This is a genomic window from Nonomuraea polychroma, assembly GCF_004011505.1.
In the GTDB taxonomy this organism is placed as follows: domain Bacteria; phylum Actinomycetota; class Actinomycetes; order Streptosporangiales; family Streptosporangiaceae; genus Nonomuraea; species Nonomuraea polychroma.
Map to the genome: position 1 here is coordinate 2622128 of NZ_SAUN01000001.1, position 19791 is coordinate 2641918.

A 19791-nucleotide genomic window follows, 5' to 3' on the forward strand; every position below is an offset into this window, starting at 1 on the left:
GGGGCCGGGATGCGACCCAGGCAGGTAGCCCTGCACGCCGCGCTCTCTCTCGGCGGGCTGGCGATGCTGTTCCCGTTCGTCTGGATGCTGCTGACGTCGTTCAAGGGCGTGCGGCAGATGCTGAACAACCCGCTCGACTGGCTGCCCCACCCGTGGCGCTGGGAGAACTACCCCGACGCGCTCGGGGCGATGCCGTTCGGAACCGCGTACTGGAACAGCTTCTACATCGCCGTGCTGAACGTCACGCTCACGCTGCTGACCTCGGCCATGGCCGCCTACGCCTTCGCCCGGATCAGGTTCCGCGGCTCAGGTGCGCTGTTCGTGGTGTTCCTGGCCACCCAAATGGTGCCCGCGCAGGTGACGGTCGTGCCGCTCTACCTGATGCTGGCCAGGTTCGGCTGGATCGACTCGCACCTGTCGCTCATCGTGCCGACCATCGCGAACCCGTTCGCGGTGTTCCTGCTGCGCCAGTTCATCAGGGCCGTCCCCGTGGAACTGGAGGAGGCCGCCAGGATCGACGGGGCGAGCCGCTGGCGCTGCTTCTGGCACGTCGTGCTGCCGAACATCCGCCCCGGCCTTGGCGCACTCGGCATCATCGCCTTCCTGGCGTCCTGGAACGCCTTCTTCTTCCCGCTGATCTTCCTGAACTCGCCCGAGCTGGCCACGGTGCCGCTGCTGCTCAGCCAGTTCTCGGGCCAGCGCACGGCCGTGGACTACGGGCTCATCCTGGCCGCCTCCGCGATCGCCGTCGTGCCGACGCTCATCGCCTTCCTCGTCGGCCAGCGGAAGATCATCAACTCGATGGCCGCTTCCGGCCTGGGAGGTCGCTGATGCCGGACCTTCGCGAACGCCCGTTCACCGACTGCGGCTCGCGGCTGCTGGTGATGGCGGCGGACGACGGCTCGCTCTGGATCGCCAGAGCCCTGTACGAGACCAGGCTCGCCGACGCGACCGTGCTCACCGGCCTGCGGATCCTGTCGGGGAGCGGCGAGCTGCCGGTGCTGCGGGTGCTGCCGGACCGCGTGGAGTTCGCGGCCGGCGTGGCCATGGCCTTCGCGGGACCGGACACGCTCGTCCTGACCGGTGCGGGCGCGCGGGCCGTGTGGGACGGCGGCGAGGCCGACATCGACGGCTGCGTCACCCTCGTCGGCCCGGATCGGGCGACGCACGACGCGGCGGCGGTGCTCGGCGCGGCCGCCGCACGGTGGCGTGACTGGTTCTCCCGCATGCCCGCCGTGCCCGCGGACCTGCGCGAACGAGCGGAGGACGCGTGGTGGACGCTGGCGGTGAACGTGGTGCGGATCCAGGACCGAGAGGCACTCGTCCCCTCCAAGAACGGCTACGTCGGCCTGTGGAACTGGGACTCCTACTTCCACGCCATCGCGCTCCGGCACGCCGACCCCGTTTTGGCCAGGGAGCAGATCCGCATCCTGCTCGACAACCAGCGCCCCGACGGTCTGATCCCCGACGTGGTCCACGACCACGGCGTACTGGCCGAGACCACCGACCTGCCCCGCTCCGACCTCGTCAGGTTGGCCGCCCACGTGGGCGGCGAGCCGATCGGGGACGTCGTCCCCGTCACCAAGCCGCCGCTCACCGCCTGGGCGGTGTGGAAGATCCACGAGGTGAACCCCGACCCCGCCTTCCTCGCCGAGGTCTACGAGCCGCTGGCCCGCTCCCAGGAGTGGTGGTTCAGGCACTCCGACCCGGACGGCGACGGCCTGGCCGAGTACCTGCACCCGTACTCGTCCGGCCTGGACGACAGCCCCATCTGGGACGCCGGCCCCCGCGCCGAGCCGCCCGACCTGAACGCCTACCTCGCTCTCCAGTACGACCGCCTGGGCGATATCGCGCAGGCGCTCGGCAAGGATGCCGTACCGTGGCGAGCCAGGGCGCAGGCGCTGGTGGACCGCGTGATCGCGCGCCGGTGGAACGGCACGAGGTTCGCCACCGTGGTCGGCGGGCGCGAGGCGGGCGTGCGCACCCCGCTGGAGTTGATGCCGCTCTTCACCGGGAGGCTCCCCGCAGGGATCGCGGACCGGCTCGTCGCCGACCTACGCTCGCCCAGCTTCTGGGCCGAGCACCCGGTACCGACCGTCGCCTTCGACGACCCGAGATTCGACCCCGAGGCCATGTGGCGCGGACCGGTCTGGCTGAACGTCAACTACCTGCTCATCGACGGCCTGCGCCGCTCGGGGCATCAGGGGACGGCCGCCGAATTACGCGAGCGCACGCTGGCCATGGTCCGCGACGGTGGCGGTCTCCACGAATACTGGAACTCGCTGACCGGCCGCCGCGCGGGCCGTGCGACGACCGCCTTCGGCTGGTCGGCCGCCCTCTTCCTGGACCTCGCCCAGGAGGGCTGACCGGATCCCACCACAGGGCGTCGGCGATTGCCATATCAATGCAACCACAGTTACTGTAACCAGGGTTGCATGAAGGAGGGGTCGTCGTGGAGGACACCGCAGCGAGAGACACGGCAGGGCAGTGGGTGCTGCTGGCCTACCGGATTCCGCGCCAGCCGTCGACGTTGCGCATCACGATCTGGCGCAAGCTGGACCGGCTCGGCGTGGCGCGGCTCGGTGATGGGCTGGTGGCGCTGCCGGCCGACGCCCGTACCCGGGAGCAGCTGGAGTGGATCGCCGAGGAGATCGGCGAGGTCGGCGGCTCCTCGACCGTCTGGCTGGCCACGGCCGGCAACGTCGCGCAGGAGAAGGCCCTCGCGGCCGAGATGCGGCGGGCGCGCGCCGCCGAGTACCGGTCCGTGATCGAACAGGCCGAGGACGCCGCTCAGGCCCGCCCCGGTGAGCGCAGCCGGGTGGTCAAGCGGCTGCAGGCCGAGCTGCGCAGGATCGGCCGCCGCGACTACTTCCCGCCCGCCGAACGGGACGCGGCGCAGCGGGCGGTGCGGGCCCTGGCCGACGCTGTCGCATCGGAGGCCGTGCGATGAGGTGGGCCACCCGCGCCGGCGTACACATCGACCGGGCGGCCTGTGCCTGGCTGATCCGCCGCCACATCGACCCTGAGCCCGAGTTCGTGTTCGTCGACGACCCGGCATTGGTGCCCGCCGATGCGACCGCGTTCGACATGCGCGGGGCTGAGCTGTCGCACCACGGTGACGACTGCAGCTTCGAGACGATCCTGCGCCGCTACGAGCTTGACGATCCGGTGCTGTGGAAGCTCGCCGAGATCGTGCACGAGGCCGACATCGACGATGAGCGCTATGACGCGCCCGAGGCGCGCGGCCTGGACGTGGTGCTGCGGGGCCTGTCGATGATCTGCGGCGACGAGCGCGTCCTGGAGATCTCCGGGCCCATCTTCGACGGGCTGTATGAGTTCCACCGGCGGGCGCTGCTGCTGGGGCGAGAGCCGGCATGACCCAGACCGGCCCACTGGCCACCATTCCCCTGATGAGGCCCAGATGACGACTGACGTGTCACGCGATGTGATCCCGTTCCGGCAAGCCGTACGCGCCTGGTTTCTGATCTCGCTGCAGACCTTCGGCGGCCCGGCCGGGCAGATCGCCGTCATGCAGCGCACGCTCGTGGAAGAGAAGCGCTGGATCGGTCAGCAGCGCTTCAACCACGCCTTGAACTACTGCATGCTGCTGCCCGGCCCAGAGGCCCAGCAACTGGCCATCTACGTGGGCTGGCTGCTGAACGGCACCCGCGGCGGCCTGGTGGCGGGCACCCTGTTCGTCCTGCCCGGCATGCTTGCGCTGCTGGCCCTGTCGGCCGTCTACGTCATCTGGCGGGACACCGCCGTGGTGACGGCGCTGTTCGCCGGGATCGCCCCGGCGGTCCTGGCCATTGTCGCGCAGGCCGTCATCCGGGTCGCGAAACGTTCGCTCACTCACCCGCTGTTCGTCGCCGTCGCGGTGGTCGCCTTCGCCGCGCTGGCGCTGTTCGGCGTGCCGTTCCCCGTCGTCATCGCCGTCGCCGCGGTCGTTGGCTGGACCGTGCACAGGCTGGCTCCCCACATCTTCACGAAAGGCAACGGGCACGGCGGCGAGGGCGGGCCCGCTCCGCTGATCTCCGATGACGCCCTGCACCACGCCCCGCCGAGCCGGCGCTCCGCGGGCAAGATCCTCGCGGTCGGTCTGGCCGCGTGGTGGCTGCCGGTGGCCGCCGTCGCCCTGCTGCTGGGAACCGACAGCGTCTTCACCACCCAAGGCCTGTTCTTCTCCGGCACCGCCCTGGTCACCTTCGGCGGCGCCTACGCGGTGCTCGCCTTCGTCGCCCAGCGGGCAGTCGAGACATATGCCTGGCTCACGCCCGGGGAGATGGTGCGTGGCCTGGCCCTGGCCGAGACCACACCAGGCCCGCTCATCATGGTGGTGCAGTTCGTCGCCTTCCTCGGCGCCTACCGTGACCCCGGCGCCCTGACCCCGTGGGCCGGTGCGCTGCTGGGCGCGCTGCTGACCACCTGGGTCACCTTCGTGCCCTGCTTCCTGTTCATCTTCCTCGGCGCCCCCTACGTGGAGCGGCTGCGCCACAACACCGCCATCAGCGCCGCCCTGACCGGCATCACCGCCGCCGTCGTCGGCGTCATCGCCAACCTGGCGCTGTACTTCGCCGAGCACACCCTGTTCGCCCGCACCTTCACCTGGGCGTGGGGGCCGTTCACGATCCAGCTCCCCGAGCTCGCCACCCTCAGCCCGATCGCCTTCACGATCACCGTGGCCGCGCTCGTCATGACGTTTGTCCTCAAGTGGCCGATGCTGCGCATCCTGGGCATCTGCGCCGTGCTCGGCATGGCCACGGTCCTGCTCCCCTGACCCGCCTTCGCACGATCATGAGCCGTTTGTTGATATCGAGCCGTGCGGCGCGGCGTTGTGCGTCGGAGCCCGGCAGGGTGGCCTTGCCGGCCTCGGCACAGGCTAAGCCGGGCTGCGCGGATCAAGCCAGCGCCCGAGCATCCGATCGAAAGCGATGCGGGTGAGCCAGCCCAGGCCGGCCGTGAAGAGCGGCGGCCACACGATCGGCCCGAGGGTGTAGCCGACCAGCACCACGAGCGGGATCCACACGCGGTTCACGGCCTGGTAGAGAGCGCCGGGCGGGCGGACCCCGGCGAGCCGCGTCAGATCGGGGAACACGAAGAACACCAGCGCGGCGGCCGTGGTCGGAAGGCCGTACTTCTGGCTCTCGAAAACGGCGAACGCGGCCAGGAACAGTGCGAGAGCGCCCCAGGCGATCCTCTTCGGCCGACTGCCCACGCCGGGGGTGCGCGACGACGCGGCGTCGCGCGCGGGTTCAGTAGTCACGTCCACAGCGTACAGATGACCTTCGCCAGAACGCGAGCGAAGCCTCGCGTTCTGGGACGTTACCGAACAGGCCCTCGGCGATGATCGTGAATCCGCGCGTGGTCGTGCGCGTACGGTAGGAGTCCGGCGCCATTCACCGACCGGCGAGGGCGCGGATCTCCTCGTGGCGGTGGTCCAGATCGATCTGGGCGAGCGCGCCGACCAGCCACCCGAACTGCTCGGACTCCTCATACTCCGCCAGCTCGGCCAGGTCTTCGGGGGTGCGGCCCAGCCCGAGCTTGCGCGCCGCGGACAGCGCCTGCGGATCGGCGAACGGCGACACCTCCTTCCACAGGATCTGGGCCTCGCGGAAGAACAGGTCCACGACCTTGCCGTCCACACCGGGGAGCTCCTCCAGCAGCGCCCGCTCCCGGACGGGGTCCCGCCGCGCTTCGGTACGCAGTCGGCGCAGGTCGCCCCGATAGCGGCCGGCCACGGTCTGGGCCAGCTCACCGAGGACCTCGGCGGTGCCCCGCCGCACGCCCTTGCCGAGGAGTTGGACCCGCTTCTCGTACGGCGAGGCCGCCAGCTTCTGCGCAGTGTCCCACCGGTCGCGCAGACGCTGGGCCGCCTCCACCGCCACGTGGTAGTCGTTGCTGCGGCGCAGCAATATCGACAGGTAGAGCAGCTGGAACAGCCGTCCCGGGCTGTTGGTCACCGGGAACCCGTGCGGCTCGGCGAAACCGCGTCCCACCTCGCGCAACAGCCCCCGGACCAGGCGGCGCTTCTCATCGACGTCCATCATGCCGTGCCGCCTACCCGCGGCCGATGCGGCAAACGCCCGTGCCGACTACGGGCCGAAACGAGGGGAACCCTTGACGGCGAGAGGATTCCCGGCACAGCGGCTTGCTGCTGGAGTGGCGATATGAGCGGAGGCCATCGCGCGATGCCGCACACCGCGGACATCGCGGTGGAGGCGTGGGCGGACAGCCGCGAGGAATGCCTGGCCGAGGCCGTGCGTGGCCTGGTCGAGAGCTTCGCCGACATCCGGGACGCGCCGCCGGGGGACGGCGTGGACGTCACGGTGACGGTGCAGAGTGACGAGGACCTGCTCGTCGAGGTGCTGCAAGAGGTGATCTACCAGATCGAGGTGCACGGCCGCCTGGTCGTGGACGTGTCGCCCGGCGCGGCCGGGCTGCGGCTGGCCACCGTCCCGGCGGAGTCGGTGGAGCAGGTCGGCGCCATGCCGAAGGCGGTGACCGCGCACGACGTGCGCTTCGGGGAGACGGACGGGACATGGCGGGCACACGTCGTGGTCGACGTCTAGCCCCACGGGACCTGCACGGTGAGCGGCTAGCCCTTCACGACGCCGACGGGCGCCAGCTTGGCCACTTTGCGCGCCAGGCCCGCCTGTACGCAGACCTCGACCACCGCGTCCAGGTCCTTGTACGCCTGCGGCGTCTCCTCGGTCAGCCCGCGCGCCGACGCCCCGCGCACGGCGATCCCGGCACGCTCCAGCTCGGCCCTCAAGGTGGCCGCACTGGTGGTCTTGACCGCCTGGTGGCGGCTCAGCCGACGACCGGCCCCATGGCAGGCCGAAGCGAACGCCGGCCCGCCCGGCACTCCGGCCAGCACGTACGACCCCACCCCCATAGACCCAGGCACCAGCACCGGCTGCCCGACCGGCCGCAGGTCGGGCGGCAGGTCCGCGTGGCCGGGGGGCAGCGCCAGCGTCGCGCCCTTGCGGTGCACGCACAGCCGCCGCGTCCCGCCGTCCACCTGGTGGGTCTCCAGCTTGGCGAGGTTGTGCGACACGTCGTACAGCAGGGTCAGGTCGCCGTGGCCCGTGACGCGGTCGAAGGCCTGGCGCGCGGCCTGGCCGAGCAGTTGCCGGTTGGCCCTGCCGTAGTTGGCGGCCGCCGCCATCGCCGCGAGGTAGGCCCGTCCCTCGTGCGACTCGACCGGCGCACAGGCCAGCTGCCGGTCAGGCACGCTGATGCCGTACCTGGTCATCGCCGCCTGCATGGTCTTCACGGCGTCGGTGCAGATCTGGTGGCCCAGCCCGCGCGACCCCGTGTGGATCATCACGCACACCCGGCCCTGCCACAGCCCGTACGCCTCGGCGATCTCCTCGTCGTACACGTCGGCGACGGCCTCGACCTCCAGGAAATGGTTGCCCGAGCCGAGGCTGCCGACCTGCTGCAGGCCGCGCTCCCGCGCCCGGGAGCCGATTCCGGCCGGATCGGCGTCGGCCACCGCGCCCCGGTCCTCGCAGCGCTCCAGGTCGCCGGGCTCGCCGTGGCCGCGCTCGACGGCGTACCGGGCGCCGCCGGCCAGGATGTTCTCCAGCTCGGCCTGGCTGTGCAGCCGCCACACCGCGCCCTTGCGCATGCCGCGCGGGACCGACACGTCGAGGGCGTCCATCAGCTTGTCCAGGCGTGGCCGCAGGTCGTCCACGTGCAGGTCGGCGAGCAGCAGCCGGACGCCGCAGGAGATGTCGAACCCCACCCCGCCCGGCGAGACCACCCCGCCCGCGGCCACGTCGGTGGCCGCCACGCCGCCGATCGGGAACCCGTACCCCCAGTGCATGTCGGGCATCGCGTAGGCGGCCTCCACGATCCCGCGCAGCGTCGCCACCGCCGCGACCTGGGCCAGCGCCTGATCCTCCGACGGGTCCGGCAGCAGCTCCCGGGTCGCGAAGACCACGCCCGGCACCCGCATGCCGCCCTCGGGCTCGATCCGCCACCGGTACGGCCGCTCCTCGACCAGTTGCACCATCACAGTCACCTTGCCGTCTCGCCCTCCCGCCCCGCCTACCCACACACCCGCCGGAGAACGCCGCCGATGCCAGGTGAGCGTCTGCGATTCTCTGTGTTGACCTGAGGATTTCGGGCAAATCGGGTGGGCGCGGCCTGGCGGGCCGCCTGCGTAGTCTCCCAGGAGGAGTACGGGGGTGGCCGCGACGTGGTGGAAGCCGGTCCGGTGGTGAGGATCGCGTGCAAGACCTGTACGTTCCGCGGGTGGGCGGGTCGTCTGGGGTGCTTGGCCCGCCGGACGCTGTCCATTCCCGGTGGGGAGTGGGGCGGGCGCCGTGCGCCGGTCGGGCACACGGCTGGAGGTCTTTGAAGCGCGGGTGGGGCGTTTCGAGGTGGGCCGGTTCTTGGATCTGTCCCGCGTCTCTGGGCGGGGGTGCGGGTCGGTTCGGGTGCGGCGGGCGCGGCGGGCGGCCCGGGTCGCCTTGCGAGGGCGGCGGGCGGCTGGAGGCCCGCGACCGGCTCGGCGGATCCCCCGGCGGCGACGCCGATGGCTTGGCGGGATGTCGTGCGTAAGTCAGGGCGATTGGGGATGATCTCATCATGACGGTAATCGGCGCGATTTTTCGCCCCCAAAACCCGCCAGAGCGCTTGCGCTCTGTGGCCCGTGCGGCCGATGAAGCGGGCCTGGAGGAGCTGTGGCTCTGGGAGGACTGCTTCCTGGAGAGCGGGATCGCCGCCGCGGCGGCCGCGCTGGCCTGGACCGACCGGTTGCGCGTCGGGATCGGGGTGTTGCCCGTGCCGCTGCGCAACGTCGCCCTGACGGCCATGGAGATCGCCACTTTGCACCGGCTTTTCCCTGGCCGGGTATCGGTGGGTGTCGGGCATGGGGTGCAGGACTGGATGGCGCAGGTGGGGGAGCGGGTGGAATCGCCGCTGACGCTCCTACGCGAGCATCTCGACGTGCTCGGTGCGCTGCTGCGTGGCCAGGAGGTCACCACGCGGGGCCGGTACGTTCAGCTCGACGCGGTTGCCCTCGGCTGGCCGCCGCCCACGCCGCCGCTGGTGCTCGCCGCCGCCTCGGGACCGCGCACGCTGCGGCTCGCCGGGGAGGCGGCCGATGGCACCATCCTGCACGCTGGCATGCCCCTTGACCTGGTACGGCAGGCGCGGCAGCTTGTGGACGAGGGCGCGGAGGCGTCGGGCCGTACGGAGCGGCACCTGTTGATCTCCTACGTCCAGATTCACGGCAACGACCGGGAAGCGGCCGTTGAGATGGCGCGGGAGCGGGCCCGGGCCGGCGCCGATCACGTGGTGCTCGAGCCTGCGCGCGATGAGCCCGACCCTGAGGGATTCGTACGGATGGCCGCCGAGGTCGGCTCCGTGGTCGGCAAGGATTGACGATCGCGCCCCGGAGGCCCCGGCGCGGCCGGGCCAACTGCGTAGAACGGTTGCCGACTCTCGTTGTCCAGGCCCAGCGCCAAGGGTGTGGGTGCCGAGAATTGCGTCGCCTGATTTGACGGGAGCTCTCTGAAAAGAGAACGATTGCTCGTTGAGCAAACGCGCCGTGCACCTATATGACTACGTGCAGGATCTTGTTGTGCATGGGTGGACGTTAAGCCAAGCAGAACGACATGGCGAAGCCGTTACGCCTCTCGTCGAAGCGTTGGCTCTCGGCCAGGAACTCCCGGAGTACACGAGCGAGATATCCAAGAGTGTCGTTCCGTTGCTGTACGAGGCGCATCGGGCAAGCCTCGCAAGGTCGACCGGCCTCTCAGGCCCTGACAGGACGTCCATAGACGGTGAGATCGACGAATAGGCGGACTCTCCCCGAAACGGAGGAACAGTCGCGCTAGGCTCCGGCGCCGGCGTCGATCGTGTTGGCGGAGCCGGTCACGGCTCGTAGGTGGCGCGAAATGGTGCCGCCAGCCATGGTTGCCCGGCGTGATGCCGTCGTACAGAAGAGCCAGCATCTGCCTCGCGATGCATCCGCCGCCGAGCCGGTAGGAGCCGCTGCCTTCGATCCGCGTGTCCGCGGCGCAGTTGCGCCACGCCTTCATGGTGGTGACGCCTTCGGCGCTCAGTCCCGCGGATGATGTGGAAGCGGCGCCGATGTCATTGGCCGTCACCTTGGCCCCACCAGCCGCTGCGGCCCCCCGAAACCGGAAGTGCGTCGCCGATGGCTGATCGATGACCGCCCCAAGCCGGTCCATTTGCGGGATCAGGCTTCCGTGCCGACCCGGATTGATTTCATCGCGCCCGCTTGCCCTTGGTTCCGTTGTCGGCGAGACCGCCGGGGCTCGGCGTTTGCCTGCGCACCGTCCGCGCGGCGACGCGCGGCACGGTGTGGCGTGCCGCGCGTCGAAGGACTCTGGTTACTTACGGCCCAGGGCGCGGAGCTGGTCCGAGTGAACAGCGGAGACGTTCTGGTCCACGGGGCTGTCGGTGTACTGATGGATGGTCCACCTCTTCCAAGGCGCGGGCGGCGTGACCGTGCCTTTGGCCTTGCCGTAGTGGGCGACCCACAACGGATACTGGCCGAGGCCTTGACCGTACGTATTGGCGAAGTTCCAACTGGAGTAGAACAGCGGGGTGATCCCGGTCTTGGCCTTCACTCGCTCCAGCCACTTCTTGGCCCAGGCGTTGACGTCGGCGACGGATTGGCCGTCGGTGGTCTCCAGGTCCAGGGCCAGGAGGTCACCTGGCTTGGCCGGCTGCTTGTTCACCACGGACAGGAAGAAGTCTGCCTCGACGATGGGGTCGTTGGCCGGATGGCCGTAGTGGTAGGCGCCGCGCACGATGTTCCGCTTGGCCATCTCGGTCCAGTGGCGGACGAAGGCGCGGTCGGTGAAATCGCTACCCTCGGTCGCCTTGACGATGCCGAACTTGGCGCCGCTGGCGGCCCAGTCGTGCGTCGCCTGGTAGTTGGAGACGTCCTGACCGTAGGGGAGGTCGTTGGCGTGCGCGGGATCGGCGACGGACGTAGCCGCTACGGCGGTGGTCATGGCCAGCAACGCCGTTGCCGCGAGCCTGCGCGGCATGCCCGGGGCGACCATATGGCTGGCCACTCGGGCGAAGTTGATTTTTGGGGTGGAGTTGAGACGATGATCGGCCATCGGTAGGGAGTTCTCCTTGCTTCCATACCGCTTACCGGGTTAGCTGACGGGTTCGGGCGTGGAAGCTGCCCTATGGCACGCCGGTGCCAATTCACCCCAAGGAAGTACGGTGGGTCCCCGGTTCCGCCCGTGGGCGGATTCAGCGGTCACAGATGAGCCTGTGATGTCATGCGATGGTCAAAACAACGACCGGACAAACCGGACGTATGCGGCAAAAGATAACGCACTAACCAAAGGCGTGACAAGTTGGCAAACTTCTAGTCGGAGAGACTGTCTGCCGTGCGGCTGACTCCTTGGGTTCAAGGAGGATTTGTGAAGAACACTTCGCCGCTGCCCGACTCCATGACCGCGGATACACCGGGACGGTAAGCGAACATCCCTAACTCGGGGGCGTGCCGGCCAGGCTTCTCGACGTGGGTGAGAGGCCTCCGGCGTACGACGCGATAGACGTCAGGGTGCTGTCGCATACCGTTCATGGGTCGGAGTTACGCCGGCCCGAGCGACCCGTGCGTCAAGCCCAAGAGCGTCGCCTGCAAGGCCAAGCGCAAGCAGGAGGCAGAAGCCGCACTGACGAGCCGCGCAGGCGGAGGTGGATCGGCAACTCCAGCTCCTCATCGACGCGATTCCGGCCGTCGCGAAGATCTCCGCTGACGAGCTCGGTATCACTGCGGGAATCCAGCGTTTCACCAGCGGCGATCTGGGTGCCTGCGGGGAGACCGCGCTGAACATCCTCGGCTCCCAGGCCGGTGGACCGGCGCTGAACGCGGCGTGCCCCATCAGCCGTCCGAAGAGCAGAACCCATCGAAGAGGTCGACGTCGGCGATCGCGTCCTGGCCACCGACCCGGAAACCGGCCAGGTCCGAGCCGAACCGGTGACCGCGGTGATCACGAGCAAGGGCGCGAAGAACCTCGTCCGGATCACAGTGGACACCGACGGCGTGACTCGGCGTGCGATCATCCGGCCGTGATGGAGGTGCTTGCAGCGTTCGTGCGCGAGCTTTCCCTCTCGCCCAAGTCAACACCCATGACAGTGACGGGCACGGGCAGGTCGAGAAGGCGGCGGCATCGCTGAAGGCAACCTCACTCGCGCCCGCCTGGCGACCGCGGATCTGTCAGACGCGATCCTCGACGAGGCCAGGCTCACTGATGCGCTGATCACGGGGGCAGCCTTCGACCGCACAGAACTGGACGGTGTGCTTGACCTGCCTGACGTGGCAGGAAGCCGACGCCATCAGGGCGACGGCCGCGACGACGATCAGCGATCGTGGCGGCGCGGCGGCGGGTCGCCCTCGACAGCGTCCGGTTCGACCTCGTCCTACAGGATCGGGATCAGGGGTTGCGTACCTTGCGAGCGGCAGTCAGGTAGGCAGCCGCCGCCCCGAAGACCAGCAGCGCGGTCCAGACGTTGAAGCGCAGCCCGAGGATGTGGGGGGCTGGATCGATGCGCAGCCACTCGATCCAGGCGCGACCTGCGGTGTAGGCCGCGACGTACAGCGCGAACGTCCGGCCGCGCTCGAGCTGGAAGCGCCGCTCGGCCCAGACGACGAAGCCGGCCACGCCCAGGTTCCACAGCGACTCGTAGAGGAAGGCCGGATGGTAGGTGGCCGTGGACTCCATGCCCGGCGGCCGGTGGGTGGGGTCGATCTCCAGCGCCCAAGGCAGTGTGGTCGGCCCGCCGTACAGCTCCTGGTTGAACCAGTTCCCCCAGCGGGCGATCGCCTGCCCGAGCGCGATCCCGGGTGCGGCGGCGTCGGCGAAGTCGCGCAGCGCGATGCCGCGCCGGCGGCAGGCCAGCCATGCGCCCACAGCGCCACCGGCGACGGCGCCCCAGATGCTGATTCCGCCCTCCCAGATCGCGAAAGCACGCAGGGGGTCCTTGCCGGGACCGAAGTACTGCTGCCAGTCGGTGGCCACGTGGTAGAGCCGGGCGCCGACGATGCCGAACGGCACGGCCCAGGTGGCGATGTCCCCGACCGCGCCGTGCCTGCCGCCGCGGGCGGACCAGCGGCGCTGGGTCACCCAGATGCCGACGGCGATGGCGAGCACCATCAGAAGGGAGTAAGCGCGGATAGGGAGCGGGCCGAGGTGCCAGACGGCTTGGGACGGGCTGGGGATGGCTGTCACGCCGTCGAGTCTGGTTTCCGTACGGCTGCGCGCACATCGAGCAGGACACCGATCGCAAGGTCAGTCGACTGGTTGATGCCGAGCCGACGGGCGGCTGATTATCGTCGGTGCCGTGGAGTCCTGGGAGCGGTCGCGGCGCCGGTGGCAGCACGCCTTCTTCGCCTCCTGGCTGGTGCTGACCTCGGCCGGACCTCTGATGGAGGTGGGTCAGGTCCTCCCGGTCTTGTTGGTGGGCGGCCTGGCCGCGTGGTACGCGGCGTGGTTCGTGCTGCGGACGCCGCCCTCGGGCGATGTGCCCCTGCCGTATGTGCTCGGCGGCGGGTTGCTCTGGCTGGGGCTGTTCGCCGTCGACTCCTCCTTCCTGGTGGTCTGCCTGAGCGTGCTCGTGCCGTACTGCATGGACGCCGTGCGCGTCGGGCTGGTCGCGGTGGTGTCGTGCGCCGGAGGCTGGTTGTGGCATCGCTACCACGAGAGCGGGTCGATCACCTGGACCGAGATCGCCATCACCGCGCTGATCGCGATCAGCGCGGCCACCGCGGTCGGGTACTTCTATTCGGTGGCCCGGCAGAGCGCCGAGCGCCAGCGGCTCATCGACCGGCTGCAGGCCGCGCAGGAGGCGCGGGCGGTGGCCGAGCGGCAGGCGGGCGTGGCAGCCGAGCGGCAGCGGTTGGCCCGCGACATCCACGACAGCCTGACCCAGGGGTTCGCCAGCGTGGTGATGCTGCTGGAGGCGGCGCAAGAGACGTCGCCGGACAACAAGCACCTGACCCAGGCGTTACGGGCGGCCAGGGAGAACCTTGCGGAAAGCCGCCGGGTGGTGCGGGCGCTGCGACCCGGCGAGCTCGACGAGGGCGGCCTGCCGGAGGCCCTGCGGCGGCTGTCCGGCCGCCTGGCCGACGAGACCGGCATCGAGGCGCACACCGTGATCACCGGGACGCTGCGGCCCCTGGACGCGCACGCCCAGGCGGAGCTGCTGCGCGTGGCGCAGGAGGCGGTCGCCAATGTTCGCCGCCATGCCCGCGCCGAGCAGGTTACGCTGACCCTGTCGTACATGGAGGACCTGGTCGTGCTGGATGTTCACGACGACGGCGACGGCTTCGATCCCGAGCGGGCCGCCTCCGGCCACGGCCTGTTGATCATGCTCGAGCGGATGGAGCAACTCGGCGGCACGTTACTCGTGGAGAGCACATCGGGGGAGGGCACCACGGTCGTGGCCAGCCTCCCGGCGGTGGCGCGATGACCGTCCGCGTCCTGATCGCCGACGATCATCCGGTGGTCCGCGACGGCATCCGGGCGATGCTCGGCACTCAGGACGATCTGGAGGTGGTCGGCGAGGCGGTCTCAGGCACAGAAGCCGTACGGCTGGCGCGCGATCTGCGGCCCGACGTCACCCTGATGGACCTGCAGATGCCCGAGGTCGACGGCGCGACGGCGATCAGCCGGATCCGCCGGCACGACCCCGGTGCCAGAGTGATCGTCTTGACCACTTACGACACCGACGGCGACATCTCACGTGCCATCGACGCGGGAGCCATTGGCTACCTGCTCAAAGACACCCGCCGTGAGCAGCTGTTCGACGCCATCAGGGCGGCGGCCCGAGGGGAGAGCGCCCTCTCGCCCGCGATAGCGAGCCGGGTGTTGTCGTGGGCGCGTGCCGAAACGCCCGGCGCACTCAGCGGCCGGGAGATCGAGGTTCTCGGCGCGGTCGCCCAGGGAATGAGCAACAAGGCCATCGCCGCCCACCTGTGCATCAGCGAGGCCACGGTCAAGACTCACCTGCTGCACATCTTCGCCAAGCTCGGTGTCGATGACCGCACCGCTGCCGTGACCGTGGCGGCCACGCGGGGGATCATCCGGCTCCGTGGCTAATACTTAGCCCTTGCGCTAACTATCGCGGGCCGCAATACTTAGCCTCATGGCACAGTATTCGGCGACACTGGACGGCGTGTTCGTCACCCTCGCCGACCCGACTCGGCGCGCCGTCGTCCGGCGCCTGGGTCACGGGCCCGCGAGCGTCGGCGACCTGGCCCGCGAGTTCCCGATGACCCTCCCGTCGTTCATGAAGCACGTCCGGATGCTCGAATCGAACGGGCTCATCCGCACGGTCAAGTCCGGCCGGGTGCGCACGTGCGTGCTCAACCGCGAGCGACTCGCCCTCGTCGACGACTGGCTGGCGGAGCAGCGCCGCATCTGGGAGGAGCGCACCGACCGCCTGGAGCGGTTCGTCACCGACCCGAAGGCGAACAGGCAGTGAACCCCGATCTCGACCTTGCTCTGGAGCGGGTCATCCGCGCCCCGCGCGCGACCGTGTGGCGGGCTTGGACGGATCCGTCCCGGCTCGAGCAGTGGTGGGTGCCGGCTCCGTCCCGCTGCCGGGTGGACCGTCTGGACCTGCGACCCGGGGGAGCGTTCGTGACGCGCTTGAGTGACGGCGGGGCCGAGTTCGTCCCGCATCTGGACGCGTGCTTCCTCGCCGTCGACGAACTCGAGCGGATCGTGTTCACCAATGCGATCACCAGCACGTGGCGTCCCGCGAACCCCGCCCCGGTTGCGATGACCGCCACGATCACGCTGAACGATCACCCGGACGGCACGGACTACCGGATTCTCGTACGGCACGGCGACCCGGAATCCCGCGCCCACCACGAGAAGCTCGGCTTCGCCGAGGGCTGGGGCACGGTCGCCGGCCAGTTGGCCGCCTTCGCTGAGAGCACGGTCCCGCGATGAGGATCACCCTCACCGAGTTCGTCACGCTGGACGGGGTCAGCCAGGGACCTGGCTCTCCGGACGAGGACACCAGCGACGGCTTCGCCCTCGGCGGCTGGCTCGTGCCCCACATAGACGCGACGTTCGTCCAGCGCGCCTCCGGCTGGCTCGACCTCGCCGGCGGTCTGCTGCTCGGCCGGCGCACCTACGAAGCGTTCGCGCGCGACTGGCCCAAGATCACCGACCCGGCCGATCCGTTCGCCGAACGGATGAACACGCTGCCGAAGTACGTCGTGTCCAACACCCTCACCGAGGGAACCTGGCATCCCACGACCATGCTCGGAGGCGACCCGATCCAGGCGGTCACCGAGCTCAAGGCGCGGTCGGGACGAGAACTTCAGATCCACGGCAGCGCCCGCCTGGGGGACACGCTCCTGGCAGCGGGCCTGATCGACACGCTTCGCCTCGTGGTCGCGCCCGCAGTCCTCCGAGCCGGCCGCCGCCTGCTGGGCGGTCCGGGCACCACGTCCGGTCTCCGCCTGGTCCATCATGAGGCGACGCCGACCGGCCTGCTGCTCCTCGAGTACGAGACGTCAGGCCGAGCACCCCGAGGCGACTACGAGGGCGTCACCGCCTTCCTCTGAGGCAGGGATAACGATGCGGCGAGCCGCCTCGCCCCGCACCACACGATGTCTGCCCGGACCTGCGCGGCTACGGCCGCTCCGGCAAGCCGCCCACGACCTCCGGCTACGCGCCCTGCTCCAAGCGCGCGATGATCCGCTTGGGTCTTGATCGGATCTGGGACGGTACGCAGTGAGTCGCCCCGGGTCTGTTGGAGGCTCGATTCCCTGAGAGGATCGAGTCACGGGACGTCCGTCCCCCGACCCGCCCGAGCTTCGCGAGCGTGTGGTGGCGCATCGTCGCCGGGATCCGGCCGAACTAGCCGACGGAGTGCAGGTTGCCGATCTGGATCGAGGGTGAGTCCGGGAAGGTCACGAAGCTCCGCCCGGAGACGTCCGCCGACGACGGCGCCACCCGGCGGCCCGTCCGGGTGAAGGGGTGGCGTCGGTAGAGGTGGTTGAGCGGTGGCTTAGCATGCGGGCATGCAGACTGCTGCGGGCGTTGTGCTTGCGGGCGGGCGCTCCACACGGATGGGGAAGCCGAAGGCCTGGCTGGAGTGGCATGGTTCCACGTTGTTGTATCGCGCCACCGCGGTGCTCGCCAGGACGGTCGGCGGCCCGGTCGTCGTGGTGGCCGCCCCTGGGCAGGAGTTGCCGCCACTGCCCTCGGGGGTCACCGTGGTCGAGGACCCTGTGGAAGGACTGGGCCCCATGCAGGGCCTGGCCGTGGGGCTGGCAGCGGTGGCGGACCGGGCCGAGATCGCCTTCGTATGCTCCACCGACCTGCCGTTTCTCCATCCGGCTTTCGTCCGGTGCGTCCTGCGCGGCCTGGCCTCGGGGCCCGACGTCTTGCTGCCCGTGGCACGTGGTTTCCGGCAACCGCTGGCGGCCGGTTACCGGACCGCCCTGGCCGGGCTGGTCGCGGATCTCCTCGCCGAGGGCGACCTCCGGCCGGGCATGCTCTTCAAGCACTGCGAAGTGGCTCAACTGAGCGACGAGCAGCTGCTCGCGGACACGGCAATCGCCCGGCATGATCCGATGCTGGAATCCGTGGTGAACGTCAACACCCCGGAGGACTATGCGGCGGCACGTGATCGGCTTCCACCGGAGATCGTGGTCGAGTGTTTCGGGGCGCTGGCGAAGAAAGGCGGGCACCGGCCGAAAGGTGTCCGGGCCGCCACGCTTGGAGCCGCAGCCGCCTCGGTCGGGCTGGCGTTGGACCGCCATGTCATAGCCGCGGTCAACGGCGATCAGATCACCCGGGATGAGTTGCTGCCTCTGGTCGCGGGCGACATCGTTTCCTTCCTGTCCGCGGACGCCGGCGGATGAGGCTTAGGGTCTGAACATGGCGCCTGGTGGTTTCTTCGGACGAGCGTTGCTCGTCGACGTCGGTGGCCGGGAGGCTACGGGCACCCCCTTCGAGCTGACAGAGCGGGTGTTGCGGTCCTACTTGGGCGGGGTGGGGCTCGGCACATGGTTGCTGCATCGGCTGGCGCCTCCCGGTGTCGATCCGCTGGCTCCGGCGGCGCCGTTGGCCTTCGTCTTTTCCTCGTTGGTCGGGACTCCGTTGACGACCAGTGCGAAATTCGCGGTCGTGGCCAAGTCGCCGTTGACCGGATTGCTGACCGATGCCCTCGCCTCCAGCCAGTTCGCCATCTCCGGCAAGCTCACCGGGCATGACGCGCTGGTGATCCGTGGTCGTGCCGACGAGCTCTCGGTGCTCTTGATCGACGGCGACGGCGTACGTCTCGAGCCGGCGCCGGACCTGGCGGGGCTGGCGGCCGGCGAGGCCGAGACCGCGGCGAAGTCGCGGTTCGGCCGTAACTGGCGCACTGCGGCCATCGGCGCCGCGGGCGAGCGAGGAGTGAGGTACGCGACGATCAGCCATGACGGCCGCCATGCCGGCCGGGGTGGCCTGGGCGCGGTGCTGGGAGCGAAGAACATCAAGGCCGTGCTGGTCAGGGCCGCGACCAAGGTGTCGGTCGCGGATCAGGCAGGCGTCCTCGCCGCTGCCCGTGACCTGCGTAAGCGCAGCTTCGGACCGGCCACCGCCAAGTACAGGGAACTGGGCACCCTGGCCAACCTCCTGGCTTTCAACGCCGTCAGCACGTTGCCCACGCGCAACTTCACCGCGGCGACGTTCGAGGGCGCGCCCCGATTGGCCGCCGAGGAACTGCACGAGCTGCGCGGGGTGGCGCGTAACAGTTGCGCGTCGTGCTCCATCGGCTGTGAGCACATCTACTCGCGCAAGGGCGGCGGCAGCCAGCGGATGGAGTACGAGAACGTCTTCGCGCTCGGCCCACTGTGCGGGGTGTCCGATCCCGATGACGTGTTCGCCGCCAGCGCGCGATGCGACGAACTGGGGATCGACACCATCTCCGCGGGCGGCACGATCGCCTGGGCCATGGAGTGTGTCGAGCGTGGTCTCATCGACGAGCCGTGGCTGCGGTTCGGCGACGGCAAGGCGGTGTTGCGGGCACTGGACGCGATCGGGACGCGCTCGCCCGGGCTGGGGGAGTTGCTGGCGCAGGGTTCGCGCCGGGCCGCCGAGGCGGTCGGCCACGGCTCGATCGACTTCGCGCCGCAGGTCAAGGGGATGGAGCTGCCCGGTTACGAGCCGCGAAGCCTCCAGTCGATGGCGCTCGGGCTCGCGGTGAACGCCAGGGGGGCCGATCACAACCGGTCCGGCGCCTACGAGGCCGATCTGTCGGGCGAGCTCGACCGGTTCGACGGCGGCGCCGCCCATGTCGCGGCAGCGGTCGGCACCGAGGATCGAGCCGCTGTCATGGACTCGATGATCCTGTGCAAGTTCCTTCGCGGTGTCTTCGACGATCCCTTCACGGAGTGGGCCAGGTTGCTCGGGCTGGTCACCGGATGGCCGTTGGACGCCGACGAGCTACGCGGCGCCGCGCGGCGGATCGTCCGGGCGAAACGGGCTTTCAACGTGCGCGAGGGTGCCACCGCGGCCGATGACACGTTGCCGGCCCGGATGCTGGAAACGCCGCTTGAGCTCGGCTCCGGCCGCAGTGCCGTGCTTGACGCCGACCGCCTGCGGTCGATGATCGCCGGATACTATGCCGCACGCGGCCTGGACGAGGAGGGTCGCGTCGCGGCGGCCGATCTTGAAGATCTGCTGCTCGATGCTTGACTCGGATACGGTGCATACGTTCACATAGCTCGACAATCCACCCATGTTCCCACTAACGCCGAATTTCGTGAGAAATGGTGTC

General features: G+C 69.9%; 20 protein-coding genes and 1 riboswitch. Of the genes, 15 read left to right on the forward strand and 5 right to left on the reverse strand.

All coding sequences use genetic code 11. The annotated features are described in order from the left end of the window. Positions 1 to 9 precede the first annotated feature (9 nt). The 5 genes from EDD27_RS11570 to chrA all read left to right on the forward strand — a co-directional run bounded on the left by EDD27_RS11570 (position 10) and on the right by chrA (position 4777). Complete coding sequence (locus tag EDD27_RS11570; RefSeq protein ID WP_127932413.1) at positions 10 to 831, forward strand: carbohydrate ABC transporter permease; 822 nt, start codon at positions 10 to 12, stop codon at positions 829 to 831. After that, positions 831 to 2366, forward strand: coding sequence for an amylo-alpha-1,6-glucosidase (locus tag EDD27_RS11575; protein WP_127932414.1), 1536 nt, complete (start codon positions 831 to 833; stop codon positions 2364 to 2366). Before EDD27_RS11570 ends, EDD27_RS11575 begins: the two co-directional genes overlap by 1 nt. 86 nt (positions 2367 to 2452) lie before the next feature. Continuing rightward, positions 2453 to 2950 carry a Chromate resistance protein ChrB gene (locus EDD27_RS11580; RefSeq protein ID WP_206641363.1) on the forward strand — a complete coding sequence of 166 codons (498 nt, stop codon included), beginning with the start codon at positions 2453 to 2455 and terminating at the stop codon, positions 2948 to 2950. Further along, on the forward strand, positions 2947 to 3378 hold the full coding sequence (locus EDD27_RS11585) for a chromate resistance protein ChrB domain-containing protein (RefSeq protein ID WP_127932415.1): 432 nt from the start codon (positions 2947 to 2949) through the stop codon (positions 3376 to 3378). Before EDD27_RS11580 ends, EDD27_RS11585 begins: the two co-directional genes overlap by 4 nt. Before the next feature lie 43 nt (positions 3379 to 3421). Then, complete coding sequence (gene chrA, locus EDD27_RS11590) at positions 3422 to 4777, forward strand: chromate efflux transporter (RefSeq protein ID WP_127932416.1); 1356 nt, start codon at positions 3422 to 3424, stop codon at positions 4775 to 4777. A gap of 102 nt (positions 4778 to 4879) precedes the next feature. Here chrA and EDD27_RS11595 read toward each other — a convergent pair whose 3' ends face one another. Together EDD27_RS11595 and EDD27_RS11600 are read right to left on the reverse strand one after the other, a co-directional pair. Next, a complete protein-coding gene (locus EDD27_RS11595) occupies positions 4880 to 5263 on the reverse strand; it encodes a hypothetical protein (protein ID WP_206641364.1) in 384 nt (127 codons plus the stop codon). A 133-nt stretch (positions 5264 to 5396) separates the two neighbouring features. Beyond that, a complete protein-coding gene (locus EDD27_RS11600) occupies positions 5397 to 6047 on the reverse strand; it encodes a hypothetical protein (RefSeq protein WP_127932417.1) in 651 nt (216 codons plus the stop codon). A 120-nt stretch (positions 6048 to 6167) separates the two neighbouring features. On the opposite strand from EDD27_RS11600, the gene EDD27_RS11605 reads away from it, so the two are divergent. Beyond that, positions 6168 to 6569, forward strand: a complete 402-nt coding sequence (locus tag EDD27_RS11605) for an archease (protein ID WP_127932418.1) — start codon at positions 6168 to 6170, stop codon at positions 6567 to 6569. 26 nt (positions 6570 to 6595) lie between these two features. Here the strand turns inward: EDD27_RS11605 and EDD27_RS11610 are convergent, their stop codons facing one another. Further along, on the reverse strand, positions 6596 to 8020 hold the full coding sequence (locus EDD27_RS11610; protein ID WP_277750704.1) for an RtcB family protein: 1425 nt from the start codon (positions 8018 to 8020) through the stop codon (positions 6596 to 6598). A 635-nt stretch (positions 8021 to 8655) separates the two neighbouring features. Between EDD27_RS11610 and EDD27_RS11615 the strand changes: the two genes are divergently transcribed. Then, positions 8656 to 9396, forward strand: a complete 741-nt coding sequence (locus tag EDD27_RS11615; RefSeq protein WP_241563978.1) for an LLM class flavin-dependent oxidoreductase — start codon at positions 8656 to 8658, stop codon at positions 9394 to 9396. A 974-nt stretch (positions 9397 to 10370) separates the two neighbouring features. Here the strand turns inward: EDD27_RS11615 and EDD27_RS11620 are convergent. Further along, on the reverse strand, positions 10371 to 11111 hold the full coding sequence (locus EDD27_RS11620) for a glycoside hydrolase family 25 protein (RefSeq protein WP_127932420.1): 741 nt from the start codon (positions 11109 to 11111) through the stop codon (positions 10371 to 10373). Between the two features lie 13 nt (positions 11112 to 11124). Next, a riboswitch (cyclic di-AMP (ydaO/yuaA leader) is annotated at positions 11125 to 11266 on the reverse strand. A 939-nt stretch (positions 11267 to 12205) separates the two neighbouring features. Here EDD27_RS11620 and EDD27_RS58615 point away from each other — a divergent pair. After that, positions 12206 to 12520, forward strand: coding sequence for a pentapeptide repeat-containing protein (locus EDD27_RS58615; RefSeq protein WP_421917275.1), 315 nt, complete (start codon positions 12206 to 12208; stop codon positions 12518 to 12520). On the opposite strand, the gene lgt is transcribed toward EDD27_RS58615, so the two are convergent. After that, entirely contained in the window at positions 12441 to 13235 is a 795-nt protein-coding gene (gene lgt, locus EDD27_RS11630; RefSeq protein ID WP_127932421.1) for a prolipoprotein diacylglyceryl transferase, read from the reverse strand. The genes EDD27_RS58615 and lgt overlap by 80 nt on opposite strands. 112 nt (positions 13236 to 13347) lie before the next feature. Here lgt and EDD27_RS11635 point away from each other — a divergent pair, with 112 nt between their 5' ends. The 7 genes from EDD27_RS11635 to EDD27_RS11665 all read left to right on the forward strand — a co-directional run bounded on the left by EDD27_RS11635 (position 13348) and on the right by EDD27_RS11665 (position 19709). Beyond that, positions 13348 to 14475: a sensor histidine kinase gene (locus EDD27_RS11635; protein WP_127932422.1), complete on the forward strand. Its 1128-nt coding sequence runs from the start codon at positions 13348 to 13350 to the stop codon at positions 14473 to 14475. Further along, positions 14472 to 15104, forward strand: a complete 633-nt coding sequence (locus tag EDD27_RS11640; RefSeq protein WP_127932423.1) for a response regulator — start codon at positions 14472 to 14474, stop codon at positions 15102 to 15104. Before EDD27_RS11635 ends, EDD27_RS11640 begins: the two co-directional genes overlap by 4 nt. A gap of 46 nt (positions 15105 to 15150) precedes the next feature. Further along, a complete protein-coding gene (locus EDD27_RS11645; RefSeq protein WP_127932424.1) occupies positions 15151 to 15489 on the forward strand; it encodes an ArsR/SmtB family transcription factor in 339 nt (112 codons plus the stop codon). Beyond that, entirely contained in the window at positions 15486 to 15962 is a 477-nt protein-coding gene (locus EDD27_RS11650) for an SRPBCC domain-containing protein (RefSeq protein WP_127932425.1), read from the forward strand. Before EDD27_RS11645 ends, EDD27_RS11650 begins: the two co-directional genes overlap by 4 nt. Then, positions 15959 to 16585: a dihydrofolate reductase family protein gene (locus EDD27_RS11655; RefSeq protein ID WP_127932426.1), complete on the forward strand. Its 627-nt coding sequence runs from the start codon at positions 15959 to 15961 to the stop codon at positions 16583 to 16585. Before EDD27_RS11650 ends, EDD27_RS11655 begins: the two co-directional genes overlap by 4 nt. Positions 16586 to 17044: 459 nt before the next feature. Continuing rightward, on the forward strand, positions 17045 to 17890 hold the full coding sequence (locus EDD27_RS11660; RefSeq protein ID WP_127932427.1) for an NTP transferase domain-containing protein: 846 nt from the start codon (positions 17045 to 17047) through the stop codon (positions 17888 to 17890). A gap of 16 nt (positions 17891 to 17906) precedes the next feature. Beyond that, positions 17907 to 19709, forward strand: a complete 1803-nt coding sequence (locus tag EDD27_RS11665; RefSeq protein WP_127932428.1) for an aldehyde ferredoxin oxidoreductase family protein — start codon at positions 17907 to 17909, stop codon at positions 19707 to 19709. Positions 19710 to 19791: the final 82 nt, after the last annotated feature.